We start from the raw sequence: 12,686 nt of genomic DNA, 5'->3' as shown, positions 1-12,686 counted from the left end.
GGCAACTGCTACGACAACGCAGCAATGGAGAGTTGGAACCACAGTCTGAAGGTCGAGGCCATCCATGGTGAACACCTCGCCACACGGGAGCAGGCCAAGGCTCATGTGTTTGACTACATTGAGGTTGACTACAATCGGATCCGGCTGCACTCGACCCTGGGCTACCTCAGCCCAGAGCAGTACGAGCTGGCCAATGTCGCTTAGATAGGTGTCCGTAAATCAGGGGCAAGATCACACCATCGATGGCGAGCATCGGCACGCCGAACACCTTCTCCGCGAGAGCCAGCTCGAAGTTGCGTTGCAGAGTGGCCTTCACCTCGGACGATGAGAGCGCGGTAGCCATGTCGTCGATGCCTAGCGCCGTGCCCAGCGGAGCCAGCGCCTCCACGCTGTCCGCCGGACGGCCGTGCGCCCAGATCCATTCGTAGAGGGTGCCTACCGCCTCGGGGGTAGCACCGGCGGCGACACACAGGCGCAGGGCCGGCAGCGGATTGAAGGGGTGGGCCGGCGGAAACTTCAGCGGCGTGCCGGCCTGCCGCGCGCGCCAGAGGGCGTAGCGATAGCTGAACTCTCGTTTGCGGGGGATTTCCGCCGGTCCGCGCTGTTCCATCGCATTCAACAGGGCGCCGAACAGGATCGGCCGGAGGATGACCTCGCGCTCCTCGGCAAGGCGACGAACCGAGGGCCATTGCAGCCAGCAGAACGGCGAGACGAAATCGAAGTACCAGACGATCGACATGCCTTGGGCTCCCTCGCGAGGTCGCCCGACGATAACGGGGGCCGTGGCTCGCTACAATGCGCGATCCGTTGCCTGCGTCAGACCGCCCCATGCGCACCATCCGTATCCATGTCGACCGTCCGCTGGCCAGCGGCACGGACATCACCCTCCCCGCCCAGGCTGGCGAGCACGTCGCCCGCGTGCTGCGGCTGGATGTCGGCGCGCCGGTCGTGCTGTTTTCCGGCGACGACGGCATGGAATACGAGGCCACGCTGAGCGCAGTGGGCAAGCGCGAGGTGGTCGCCGCGGTCGGTGAAGGACGCACGGTCGGGAATGAATCGCCGCTTTCGCTCACCCTCGCCCAGGGCGTGGCACGCGGCGAGAAGATGGACCTCATCGTGCAGAAGGCCACCGAGCTGGGCATCGCGCGGATCGTACCGATCCTTACCGAGCGTTCCGAGGTGAAGCTCGACGCCGCGCGTGCCGAAAAACGCCTGCAGCACTGGCGCGCGGTGGCGGCCAGCGCGTGCGAGCAGTCAGGACGGGCCCGGGTGCCCGTGATCGAACCGGCCGTGTCGCTGGCGGCGTGGCTGGGCTCGTTCGGCGACGGCGGCCCGATGCGGCTCGCCCTGCTGCCGGAGGGTACGAAGCGTCCCGGCGAGCTGGCCCTGACCGACGCGGCGATCCTAGCCATCGGCCCGGAAGGCGGCTTCGGCGAACGCGACCGCGCCGCGCTGGCGGCATCGGGTTTCACCGGACTGAAGCTGGGCCCCCGCATCCTGCGCACCGAAACCGCCGGCCTTGCCGCCATCGCGGCGCTGCAAGCGCTCTACGGCGACGTATAGAAGCGCGTCGCTAATCCCGTAAACGCCACCTCGTAGGAGCGCGCTTGCGCGCGATCCGGCGGCAGCCGGCATGGTGTCGATGCGTCGCAAGGCTTCACCCGCGATAGCCATCCTGAGGCATCGCGCGCAAGCGCGCTCCTACCAGGCCCTGTCCGGCGGCAGCCGGCATGGCGTCGATGCGTTGCAAGGCTTCACCCGCAATAGCCATCCTGAGGCATCGCGCGCAAGCGCGCTCCTACATGGTCGCGGTAGCCTTGATGCGGGACATGACGTCGTTGGTAAGCAGCGGCATGGCGTCCAGCGCCAGCAGGTTTTCCGCCAGTTGCTCCTTGCGGCTTGCGCCGAGGATCACCGTCGAGACGTTCGGGTTCTTCAGGCACCACGCCAGCGCGAGGCGCGACAGCGGCATGTCCAGTTCGGCGGCAATCGGCGCCAGGGCACGGACCGTCTTCAACTTGGCGCCGTCATTGGCGGTGAGTTCGTCGCGCAACCAGGCATTGGCGGGCAACCCCAGGCGCGAGTCTTCCGGAATGCCATCGTTGTACTTGCCGGTAAGCAGGCCCGAGGCCAGCGGCGACCAGATCGTCGTGCCCATGCCGTGGTCCGCGCAAAGCGACGCGTATTCGTTCTCCACGCGCTCACGGTGCAACAGGTTGTACTGCGGCTGCTCCATCGACGGCGGCACGAGATGGTTCTCGCGCGCCACGCGATGGGCCTCCTCGATCAGCGTGGCCGGCCATTCGCTCGTGCCCCAGTAGAGCACCTTGCCCTGGCGGACCAGCGTGTCCATCGCCCAGACGGTCTCGAGCACCGGCGTGTCCGGATCGGGACGATGGCAGAAGTACAGGTCGAGGTAATCCACGCGCAGGCGGTCCAGCGCCTGGTGGCAGGCATCGAACACATGCTTGCGGGAAAGGCCCCGCTGCGTGGGCTTCGGATCGATGCTGGCACCGAAGTACACCTTGCTCGACACACAGTACGCATCGCGCGGCAGACGCAGGTCGGCGATCACGTCGCCCATCAATTTCTCTGCTTCGCCGGCGTTGTACGTTTCGGCGTTGTCGAAGAAATTCACGCCGCTGTCGTAGGCCAGCGCGATGAGCTCACGCGCCGCGGAACGTCCCACCTGCCGCCCGAATGTGACCCAGGCGCCGTAAGACAGCGCGGAAAGCTTGAGGCCGGTGGCACCAAGGCGGCGATATTCCATGGAAGGTTCCTAACGGGTGAACGAAAGCACGAGATACAGCAACACCGCGGCGAAGATACCCGCGATCAGGTCATCCAGCATGACACCGAGACCGCCCTTCACACGGCGATCGAACCAGCCGATCGGCGGTGGCTTGGCGACATCGAACACACGGAACAGCACGAAGCCTAGGACGACGGCCCACCACGGCGCGAACAGCGCGGGCAGCAACGCGACCCACTGTCCGATGAACTCGTCCCAGACCAGGCTGCGGTGATCGTCCACGCCCAGGATGCGTCCGGCGCGGTCGCAGGCCCATACACCCAGCGCGAAACCCAGCACGATCACGACCGTCCATGCGGTAAGCGAAAGATCGCGCAACAGCAGCCAGGGCAGGATCGCGGCGAGCGAGCCGGCCGTGCCCTGCGCCTTCGGCGTCAGCCCCGAGCCGAAGCCACAGGCGATCCAGCCGGCCGGCGAGGCCAGCAGGCGACGGCGGTCCGCCGGATCGAGAACGTACTTGGTGCTGCTCATGCGGTGAAATGGTTCCAGCCGGCACGTGACGGCACGAGCGCTTCGCCATCGAGGCCGATGACGCGCACGCCCTGGCCTTCGACGACACGGCCGATGCGCGTGGCGCCGCAGCCCAACCGGGCGAGATCGGCCGCCAGGTCACCGGCGCGCTCGGCGGACACGGTGAAGCACAGTTCGTAGTCGTCACCGCCACCCAGCGCGAAGTCGATGGCGTCGGCGTCGTGGAAGTGGGTGAGCATGGCCGACGAACGCGGAAGCAACGCCGCGTCGATCTCGGCGCCCACGCCGCTCTGGGCGCAGATATGGCCCAAATCGGCGACGAGGCCGTCGGACACGTCGATGCAGGCGGTGGCGATGCCGCGCAGCGCCTGGCCCGCCGACACGCGTGGCGTGGGCCGGTTGAGCCGACCGATGAGTTCGCCGTACGGCGAGGGATCGGCCTCGGCAAGGCAACGCAGGCCGGCGGCGGCATCGCCCAGCGTGCCGGTGACCATCACCACGTCGCCGACGCGTGCGGTGGAGCGCAACAGCGCTTCCTCCGGCGCAGTAAAGCCATGCACGGCCACCGTGACGGTGAGCGGGCCACGCGTGGTGTCGCCACCGATGAGCGCGAGACGGAACGGCGTGGCCAGTTCGGCGAAGCCCTGGGCGAGGCCATCAATGAAGGCTTCGTCCTGCGTCGGCAGCGTGAGCGCCAGCAACGCCCAGGCCGGCGTAGCGCCCATGGCCGCGAGATCGGAAAGATTCACCGCGAGCGCCTTCCAGCCGATGTCGGCCGGGGCGGTGCCTACCGGAAAATGGATGCCTTCGACGAGCGTGTCCACGGCGATCGCCAGTTCACGCCCGGAAGGGACGGCGACGACAGCGGCGTCGTCGCCGATGCCAAGACGCACGTCGTCGCGATGCGACGCCGTGCGCTGGCGGATGCGTTCAATCAGGTCGAATTCCATGCGTGCCCTCTTAGCGCGCGAGGAATCGCGCTTTCCCTCAGGATCGCTTCTCGGCCGTACGCCAATGCGTCGCGAGCTTGTCGAGAACACCGTTCACATAGCTGTGGCCGTGGTCGGCGCCGAAGCGCTTGGTGGCTTCCACCGCCTCGTTGATGACGACGCGGTAGGGCACGTCCGGACGGTACTTCAGCTCGTAGGCGCCCATGCGCAGCGCGGCGCGCTCGATCGGATCGATCTGGCCCACTTCGCGATCCACGAAGGGCTTGATGCCCTCGTCGAGTTCGGCGACGTGCTGCTCGATGCCGCGCAGGAGGTCCTCGAAGTACTCGAGGTCGGCCACTTCCATGTCCTGCTCGTGACGGAACTGCGCGATGACCTGGCCCATCCGGCTACCGCCGACCTGCCAGGCGTAGAGGGCCTGCAGCGCGCGGCGACGGGCGCGCGAACGCGCGGCGAGATCGATGCCCTGGGGAGAGTTGGTCATTTGCCGAGCTTCGCGTAGAGGTTGGTCATCTCGATCGCGACCATGGCCGCGTCGGCGCCCTTGTTGCCGGCCTTGGTACCGGCACGCTCGATCGCCTGCTCGATGCTGTCGGTGGTGAGCACACCGAAGCAGACCGGCACGCCGGAGGCATAGGCGGCCTGGCCCAGGCCCTTGGCGGCTTCGCCGGCCACGTAGTCGAAGTGCGGCGTCGAGCCACGGATGACGGCACCGAGGCCGATCACGGCCGCGTACTTGCCGGAGCCGGCGACCTTGTAGGCGGCCTGTGCGATTTCCCAGGCGCCCGGGACGCGGATCAGGTCGATCGCGTCGTCCTTCACGCCGTGACGGACCAGCGCGTCGCGCGCACCTTCCACCAGCGGCTCGACGACGAACGCGTTGAAACGGCCGGCGACGATGGCGAAACGGCCCTTGGGAGTGGCGAAATCGCCTTCGATGATCTTCATGTGGGGTGTCCTGATGGCGGATCGGCCGCCTGGCGGCCGGATATTTTACGGGGTTTTGGGCCGGGGATGGCCGCTGAAGGCCAACCGGGCCCGACCGGCGTTCACCCGGAGCGAGCCCGGGACGCCGAACGGCAAGGTGAACTTGGCGGGCGCGTGGCCGAAGGCGAGGCCCTGGACCACGGGGATACCCGCCGCGGCGGCGATTCGCTCGAAGGTAACCGGCAGGTCGTAGCCATTGTCGTAGCCGGCCACCCGGTAGCTGGTGAAATCGCCCAGCACCAGGGCCTTCTGGCGGCCCAGCACGCCCGCGTGGATGAGGTGGTAGAGCATCCGTTCCACCCTATACGGTGGCTCGGCGATGTCCTCGATGAAGAGGATGCCGCCCTCGATTCGGGGGAAATAATCGGTACCCACCAGGCTGGTGAGCATGGCGAGGTTGCCGCCCCAGATCGTGCCGGCGACCTCGAGGTCCTCCGTGTCCTGGGCGTCCCAGCTGGCCTCGGCCTCGTCGGCCCCCAGTACCTGCCAGAAGTGGTCCCAGGTAAGCGGGTCCAGCGCCGGCGCGCCGAAATCGGCGCCGAGCATGGGACCGCCCAGCGTCGCCACGCCGCTACGGGCCAGCAGGGCGCACTGCAACGCCGTGAAGTCGCTGTGGCCGACCAGGGCCATGGGCGCATCCCGCAACCGGCCGAGCCCCTCGTAGTCCAGCAGCGGCAACAGGGGGTGGGCCCCATAACCGCCGCGGATGGCCAGCATCACGTCGGGCAGCGGACGCGAGGCATCGGCCAGGGCGTTGATATCCGCGGCCCGTTGCTCGTCCGTCCCCGCGAAACGCAAGTCGCGCCGGTCGAGGACGTCCTTGCCCGACAGGCGATGACCGGCGGCTTCCAGCCGGTCGATGCCCCGGCTCATGGCCTCGGCGTTGTGGGAGTAACCGGCGGGAGCGAACAGGCGGATGTCGTAGGAGGCAGGCATGGTGACGTGTTTAACTGGCCTGCCCGACCACTTCAAGCCCGAAGCCGGCGATACCGACGAATTTGCGGGGCGTCCCGATGACCACGAGGCGCTTCACGCCGAGGTCGGCGAGGATCTGCGCGCCGAGGCCGAGCTGCCGCCACTCCTGGTCGTCCTTCGGTGCGGGCACGGGAGCCGCGTCGCGACGAAGGCGGGCCAGCAGCGCGTCAGCGGTGTCCTCGCCCGACAACACCAGCAGCACGCCACGTCCTTCCTCGGCGATACGCCGCAGGGCTTCGGTCACGGTCTGGCCGAGGTCGTCGCGGCGCAGGTGAAGCACGTCGGACAACGTGTTGCGCACATGCACGCGGGTGAGCACCGGCTCCCCATCGCCCACGTTACCGAGGGTCAGCGCGAAGTGCAGGCCCTTGCGGATCGCGTCACGGAAGGCCACGAGGCGGAAGGCACCGAACTCGGTGTCCACGTCTTCCTCGAAGACGCGCTCGACGGTCTTCTCGGTTTCCAGGCGATAGCGGATCAGGTCCGCGATGGTGCCGATCTTGAGGCCATGCTTGGCCGCGAAGGCTTCCAGTTCGGGACGACGGGCCATCGAGCCATCGTCGTGCAGGATCTCGATCAGCACGGACGCCGGTTCGAGACCCGCCAGCGCCGCGAGGTCGCAACCGGCCTCGGTGTGGCCGGCGCGCGTGAGCACGCCACCGGCCTGCGCGGTAAGCGGGAAGATGTGGCCCGGCATGGTGATGTCCGCGGGCGTGGCGTCCTTCGCCACCGCCACCTGCAACGTCCGTGCGCGGTCATGCGCCGAGATGCCGGTGGTGACGCCCTCGGCCGCCTCGATCGAGACGGTGAAGTTGGTGTGGTACGGCGAGTTGTTGTCGCTGACCATCGGCTTCAGGCCGAGCTGGCGCGTACGCTGCTCGGTAAGCGTCAGGCACAACAGGCCGCGCGCTTCCTTGACCATGAAGTTGACGTCCTCGGGACGCACCTTCTCGGCGGCCATCACGATGTCGCCTTCGTTCTCGCGGTCTTCGTCGTCAAGGATCACGACCATGCGTCCGTTGCGCAGGTCCTCGACGATCTCGGGGATGGTGTTGAATGCCATGGGCGGGTTCCGAATCAGGCGAAGCCGTGCTGCTTCAGGAAAGCCTCGTCGAGGCGCGGTGCCTCGCCTGCCGAGAGTAGGCGTTCGACGTAGCGGGCGACGACGTCCACTTCGATGTTCACCGCATCGCCGGCGCGACGCGCGACGAAGGTGGTGTTGTCGACGGTGTGCGGGATGAGGTTCACCCCGAAGCGATTGCCGTTGACCTCGTTCACCGTGAGGCTGGTGCCGTCGATGCAGACCGAGCCCTTGTGCGCGATGTAGCGCGCCAGGTCGCGCGGCACTTCGAACGTCCAGCTCAGGGAACGGCCATCGGGAACGATGGAGACGACCTTGCCGGTGCCGTCGACGTGACCGGACACGAGGTGGCCGCCCAGGCGATCGGCAAGGCGCAGAGCCTTCTCCAGGTTCACATTGTCGCCGGTCTTGTAGGTACCAAGCGAGATATGGGCGAGCGTTTCGTTGGACACATCGGCGGCGAAGCTCGACGCGTCGAATTCGATGACCGTGAGGCAGACGCCGGACACGGCGATGCTGTCGCCCAGGGCGACATCGGTCATGTCGAGGTTGCCGGTGTCCACGACGAGGCGAACGTCGCCACCGCGCGGTTCGAGTCGTGCGATGCGACCCACGGCCTGGATGATGCCGGTGAACATGTCAGTGGCCTCCTTGCAGGGAGGCGACGGTGCAGCTGTAGTTTTTCATGAAACGTTTCCCGCGGTGGTGAGCGAAAAACGCCCCAAGGCGCATGGCGACACGCCTCCCCGCGAAGGGAAACCGTGCCACCGTCTTCTTTCATCCGGACTATAACCGTCGGCTCCGGCATTCGACCGGATCTGCTGACCTCCCGATGGACCGGGAGCGCTCGCGGGCTCGCCTCCCGAAGGAGACCTACCGCCGGTGGGGAGTTTCGCCCCGCCCTGAAGACGCTGTAAGACACGAGGATAGCATGGCGCCACCTCGTGCCTCAGGCGGGATGGGGGCGCACGAACGAATATCAAGATGTCTTGTAGGAGCGCGCTTGCGCGCGATGGGTGCTCGCGGTGAGGCGTTGACCGGCCCGGGATCGCGCGCAAGCGCGCTCCTACGGGAGGACCTGATCCATGACCCAGCTCGTGCGGGCAGCGGTGTCGCCGGTCGAGGGGCATGTGCCCCGCCCGAGGAGCGCGTCGACCACCGTGGCGATCAGGGGCTGCTGGATGTGCTCTGGGTTGGCGATACGAACCTCGTCGACCCGCCCATCGGACTCGACCCGGATCGGCCCGTCGCCAAACGTGGCGAACACCAGCCGACCGCGGTCGCCCACGATCTCCACCCGGTCTTCCCGTCGATCCGCGCCGAAGTTCCACAGGCCGGTGCCGAGTACACCGCTACCGAAGGCGAAGGCCATGGCGACGCTGTCTTCGGCCGGATAGGCGGCCATCTGATTCCTGCTCATGCCGCGCGCATCCACGATGGGGCCCAGCAGGAAATCGAGGATATCGAGCGTGTGGCAACCGATGTCCACGAAGATGCCGCCGCCGGAGATCTCCGGCCGCACGGTCCATGGCAGGTGACCTGGATCGCGATAGCGGGCTTCGAACGGATGATGCAGCAGCACGTTCACCAGGCGCGGCGTGCCGATCGCCCCGTCGCGCAGCAGCCGCTGGATGGTGGTGAAACGGGGCAATGCGCGCCGGTAGTACGCGACAAACACCGGCACGTTGGCCGCCCTGCCCGCCTCGACGATATCCATGCATTCGCGATGATTCATCGCCATGGGCTTTTCGAGGTAGACGGGCTTGCCCGCCGCGATCGCCTTCAACGCGTGCTCGCGATGACTGGACGGCGGCGTGGCGATGTACACGGCATCGACCTCCGGATCGGCGATCAGCGCGTCGGCATCGTCGTACCAGCGCGGCACGCCGTGGCGGGACGCATAGTCACGCGCCTTGTCGCCATCCCGACGCATCACCGCGACCAGCGAGGAGTCGGGCATCTTCGAGAACGCCGGGCCGCTCTTGACCTCGGTCACCGCGCCACAGCCTACGATGCCCCAACGGATACGCGTCATGGCCGACGATCCGTCGCTCCTGCGAACGCAGAAGCACAGCGCCGAACGCTCGACCGAAGCGGAACGTCGATGCGGCGCTTTCGCGACAACCACGGACCGAGGCGCTGGATTCCCGCTTTCGCGGGAATGACGATAGGTGGCGATACGTCAGGCATGGAGTGTGGGACGCATCAGCAGGCGCATGTCGTCGCCGACCTGGCGGCGGTCCACGGTTTCCAGTTTCCAGCGCGAGGCCATGTCGTCCAGCGGCGGCAGGTGCAGCATCGGGCGCGCCGTGTTGCCGAGCAGGATGGGTGCCACATAGACCAGCAGCTCATCGGCCAGGCCCTGCGCCAGCAAAGCGCCGCAGAGCACGGGACCGGCTTCGACATGGACTTCGTTGACGTCGTTCAGTGCGAGCCAGTGCAGCGCCGCCCGCAGGTCGAGGCCGCCCTCGTCGCGGCGGATCTCAACGCGGCGCACGTCGCGCAGGTGCGCGGGAACCTCGGCATCCGGGGCGTGGAACAGCACCGTCGGTGCCTGCGCGTCGAGCACGGTGGCGCCCGCCGGCGTACGCAGCGACGTATCGAGGATCGCCCGCAGCGGCGGAACGAAGGCCTCGCCCTCGGGCAAGCGCACGGTGAGACGGGGATCGTCGGCGAGCACGGTGCCGCTAGCCGAGAGGATCGCGGACGCACGGGCGCGCCAGCGCTGCACGTCGGCACGTGCTGCCTCGCCGGTGATCCACTTGGACGATCCATCCGCCAGGCCGGTACGGCCGTCGAGACTCATGGCCAGCTTTACCCGCACCCAGGGGCGTCCGCGCTGGATGCGACTGAAGAACCCGATGTTCAGTTCGTGGGCCTTGTCGCGCATCAGGCCCAACTGCACGCCGATACCGGCGGCGCGGAGCTTCTCGATGCCCTTGCCGGCGACTTGGTCGAAGGGATCCTCATGCGCGATGACCACGCGCCCCACGCCCGCGGCGACCAGCGCGTCGGCGCAAGGCGGCGTGCGGCCATGATGCGCGCAAGGCTCCAGCGTGACGTAGGCGGTGGCGCCACGGGCGGACTCACCCGCCTCGCGCAGCGCGAACACCTCCGCATGCGGCTGGCCGGCCTGCGGATGCCAGCCGGTACCCAGCACGGTCTCGCCACGCGCGATGACGCAGCCGACGCGCGGGTTGGGCTGGGTGGTGTGGAGTCCACGCTCCGCGAGACGCAAGGCATGCGCCATATGGACGTGGTCGAGGGCGGGGAAGAAGGGCTTGGACATGCCCCATTCTCGCAGATCGCCCGCCACTCCTCCTCCCCCTAAGGGAGACCTGTAGGAGCGCGCTTGCGCGCGATGGGGGCTGGCGGTGAGGCAGAACCGGGCGATATCGCGAACCGGCATCGCGCGCAAGCGCGCTCCTACGGAGATATCAGCTCTTGCGGCCGCACTTGCCCACGTCCAGCAGCGGGAGCTGCAGGCCTTCGATCTTGGGCAGGTCGCGCTCCAGCTTCTCGATTTCCTCGCGGAACGCGTGGACATCCTCGAAGCGGCGATACACCGAGGCGAAGCGCACGTAGGCCACCTGATCGAGCGCCTTGAGTTCGCGCATCACCAGCTCGCCCACCTGCCGCGACGGCACTTCGCGCTCGCCGCAGCGGCGCAGGTCGTTCGTGACGGCACGCATGGCGGCATCGACCGCGTCGCTCGCCACCGGGCGCTTCTGCAACGCACGCTCGAAACTCACCCTGAGCTTGTGCTCGTCGAACGGCTCGCGACGATCGCCTGACTTGACGATCGCCGGGAGCTTCAACTCGGCGGTTTCGAAGGTGTTGAAGCGTTCGCCGCATTGCGGACACTCGCGTCGCCGGCGCACCGTGCCACCGTCTTCGGTCAGACGGGAATCGATGACGCGGGTGTCTTCATGCTGGCAGAACGGACAGTGCATCGATCAGCCGTAGACCGGGAACTTCTTGCACTGCGCCGTGACCTTCTCGCGGACCGAAGCGAGCACCGCTTCGTCGGCCGGCGCGTCGAGCACGTCGCAGATCCAGTTGGCCAGCTCCACCGTGTCGGCTTCCTTGTAGCCGCGGGTGGTGATCGCCGGTGTGCCGACGCGCAGACCCGAGGTAACGAAGGGCGAGCGCGGGTCGTTGGGCACGGCGTTCTTGTTGACCGTGATGTGGGCCTTGCCCAGAGCGGCTTCCGCATCCTTGCCGGTGACGTCGCGACCGATCAGGTCGACCAGCATCAGGTGGTTCTCGGTGCCGCCGGACACGACCTTGTAGCCGCGAGCGATGAGCGTCTTCGCCATGGCCTTGGCGTTGGCCACGACCTGCTTCTGGTACTCGGTGAACGCCGGCTCCAGGGCTTCCTTGAAGGCCACCGCCTTGGCGGCGATGACGTGCATCAGGGGGCCGCCCTGGATGCCCGGGAACACCACGGACTGGAGCTTCTTTTCGATCTCTTCGCCGAGGCCCTTGGCCACGATGATGCCGCCGCGCGGACCGCGTAGGGTCTTGTGGGTGGTCGAGGTGACGACATGGGCGTGCGGCAGCGGGCTCGGATAGACGCCTGCGGCGACGAGGCCGGCGATATGGGCCATGTCGACGAACAGGTAGGCGCCGACCTTATCGGCGATGGCGCGGAAGCGCGCCCAGTCGAGGATCTGCGAGTAGGCGGAGAAACCGGCGACGATCATCTTCGGCTTGTGCTCGACGGCGAGCTTCTCGACCTCGTCGTAGTTGACCAAGCCAGTTTCCGGGTCGATGCCGTACTGCACCGCGTTGAAGATTTTGCCCGACAGGTTGACCTTGGCGCCGTGGGTAAGGTGGCCGCCGTGGGCCAGGCTCATGCCCAGGATGGTGTCGCCCGGCTGGAGCAGCGCGAAGTAGACGGCCTGGTTGGCCTGCGAACCCGAATGCGGCTGCACGTTGGCGTAGTCGGCGCCGAAGAGCTGCTTCAGGCGGTCGATGGCCAGCTTCTCGGCGACGTCGACATATTCGCAACCACCGTAGTAACGCTTGCCGGGATAGCCTTCGGCGTACTTGTTGGTGAGCGAGGAACCCTGGGCCTCCATCACGCGCGGGCTGGCGTAGTTCTCCGAGGCGATCAGCTCGACGTGATCCTCCTGACGGCGGGATTCGTCGGCGATGGCCTTGGCGAGCTCGTCGTCATAGCCTGCGATCGTTGCATCCTTCGGGAACATTTCGACCTCGTGGTGCGGGTGGGGAGTTAAGACCGAAAGTGTAACGCCCGTGGGGATTTGCGGCCACTGGTCCGGTCCTTTGCGCAGGCACCTGATTCGCAAGGGAATCGCTCGGGAGCCCGGCCCGGTAGCGGCAGCCGTTGGACCGCCATGGCCCGGCCGGCGGCCAACCGTGGCCACCCGGCAACTGCCCGGCA

Annotated in this window: 15 protein-coding genes and 1 riboswitch; of the genes, 2 read left to right on the top strand and 13 right to left on the bottom strand. The window is 67.3% G+C overall.

Annotated elements, in window-relative coordinates; all coding sequences use genetic code 11:
* A partial coding sequence (locus GAK28_RS13430) for an IS3 family transposase (RefSeq protein WP_291779886.1) occupies positions 1–204 on the top strand: 204 nt, incomplete at its 5' end.
* Here the strand turns inward: GAK28_RS13430 and GAK28_RS13425 are convergent.
* Positions 167–739: a DsbA family protein gene (locus GAK28_RS13425; RefSeq protein WP_291779883.1), complete on the bottom strand. Its 573-nt coding sequence runs from the start codon at positions 737–739 to the stop codon at positions 167–169. The two genes, GAK28_RS13430 and GAK28_RS13425, sit on opposite strands and share 38 nt — an antisense overlap.
* Positions 740–828: 89 nt before the next feature.
* Between GAK28_RS13425 and GAK28_RS13420 the strand changes: the two genes are divergently transcribed.
* Positions 829–1,563: a 16S rRNA (uracil(1498)-N(3))-methyltransferase gene (locus GAK28_RS13420; RefSeq protein WP_291779881.1), complete on the top strand. Its 735-nt coding sequence runs from the start codon at positions 829–831 to the stop codon at positions 1,561–1,563.
* 235 nt (positions 1,564–1,798) lie between these two features.
* Here the strand turns inward: GAK28_RS13420 and GAK28_RS13415 are convergent, their stop codons facing one another.
* From GAK28_RS13415 to glyA, 12 genes are all read right to left on the bottom strand, one after another.
* Positions 1,799–2,770, bottom strand: coding sequence for an aldo/keto reductase (locus tag GAK28_RS13415; protein ID WP_291779878.1), 972 nt, complete (start codon positions 2,768–2,770; stop codon positions 1,799–1,801).
* A gap of 9 nt (positions 2,771–2,779) precedes the next feature.
* Entirely contained in the window at positions 2,780–3,283 is a 504-nt protein-coding gene (locus GAK28_RS13410) for a phosphatidylglycerophosphatase A (RefSeq protein ID WP_291779875.1), read from the bottom strand.
* On the bottom strand, positions 3,280–4,233 hold the full coding sequence (gene thiL / locus GAK28_RS13405) for a thiamine-phosphate kinase (protein ID WP_291779872.1): 954 nt from the start codon (positions 4,231–4,233) through the stop codon (positions 3,280–3,282). Before thiL ends, GAK28_RS13410 begins: the two co-directional genes overlap by 4 nt.
* Positions 4,234–4,270: 37 nt before the next feature.
* Complete coding sequence (gene nusB, locus GAK28_RS13400; RefSeq protein WP_291779869.1) at positions 4,271–4,717, bottom strand: transcription antitermination factor NusB; 447 nt, start codon at positions 4,715–4,717, stop codon at positions 4,271–4,273.
* The gene (gene ribE, locus GAK28_RS13395) at positions 4,714–5,181 is read right to left on the bottom strand and encodes a 6,7-dimethyl-8-ribityllumazine synthase (RefSeq protein ID WP_291779866.1); all 468 of its coding nucleotides are present in this window, start codon (positions 5,179–5,181) and stop codon (positions 4,714–4,716) included. The genes nusB and ribE overlap by 4 nt, the downstream gene beginning before the upstream one ends.
* Positions 5,182–5,226: 45 nt before the next feature.
* Positions 5,227–6,156, bottom strand: a complete 930-nt coding sequence (gene ldcA / locus GAK28_RS13390; protein ID WP_291779863.1) for a muramoyltetrapeptide carboxypeptidase — start codon at positions 6,154–6,156, stop codon at positions 5,227–5,229.
* A 10-nt stretch (positions 6,157–6,166) separates the two neighbouring features.
* Complete coding sequence (gene ribB / locus GAK28_RS13385; protein ID WP_291779860.1) at positions 6,167–7,258, bottom strand: 3,4-dihydroxy-2-butanone-4-phosphate synthase; 1,092 nt, start codon at positions 7,256–7,258, stop codon at positions 6,167–6,169.
* Positions 7,259–7,272: 14 nt separating this feature from the next.
* Entirely contained in the window at positions 7,273–7,914 is a 642-nt protein-coding gene (locus GAK28_RS13380) for a riboflavin synthase (protein ID WP_291779857.1), read from the bottom strand.
* Between the two features lie 127 nt (positions 7,915–8,041).
* Positions 8,042–8,190: riboswitch (FMN riboswitch) on the bottom strand.
* A 152-nt stretch (positions 8,191–8,342) separates the two neighbouring features.
* Positions 8,343–9,311, bottom strand: coding sequence for a Gfo/Idh/MocA family oxidoreductase (locus GAK28_RS13375; RefSeq protein WP_291779854.1), 969 nt, complete (start codon positions 9,309–9,311; stop codon positions 8,343–8,345).
* A gap of 147 nt (positions 9,312–9,458) precedes the next feature.
* Positions 9,459–10,565: a bifunctional diaminohydroxyphosphoribosylaminopyrimidine deaminase/5-amino-6-(5-phosphoribosylamino)uracil reductase RibD gene (gene ribD / locus GAK28_RS13370; RefSeq protein WP_291779851.1), complete on the bottom strand. Its 1,107-nt coding sequence runs from the start codon at positions 10,563–10,565 to the stop codon at positions 9,459–9,461.
* 148 nt (positions 10,566–10,713) lie between these two features.
* Entirely contained in the window at positions 10,714–11,229 is a 516-nt protein-coding gene (gene nrdR / locus GAK28_RS13365) for a transcriptional regulator NrdR (protein WP_291779848.1), read from the bottom strand.
* Positions 11,230–11,232: 3 nt separating this feature from the next.
* Positions 11,233–12,489: a serine hydroxymethyltransferase gene (gene glyA / locus GAK28_RS13360; protein ID WP_291779846.1), complete on the bottom strand. Its 1,257-nt coding sequence runs from the start codon at positions 12,487–12,489 to the stop codon at positions 11,233–11,235.
* Between the last annotated feature and the right edge of the window lie 197 nt (positions 12,490–12,686).

This window comes from Luteibacter sp. (assembly GCF_009912395.1).
GTDB lineage: Bacteria > Pseudomonadota > Gammaproteobacteria > Xanthomonadales > Rhodanobacteraceae > Luteibacter.
The sequence above is the reverse complement of the archived record's forward strand: the minus strand, read 5'-3'. Positions and strand labels throughout refer to the sequence as shown.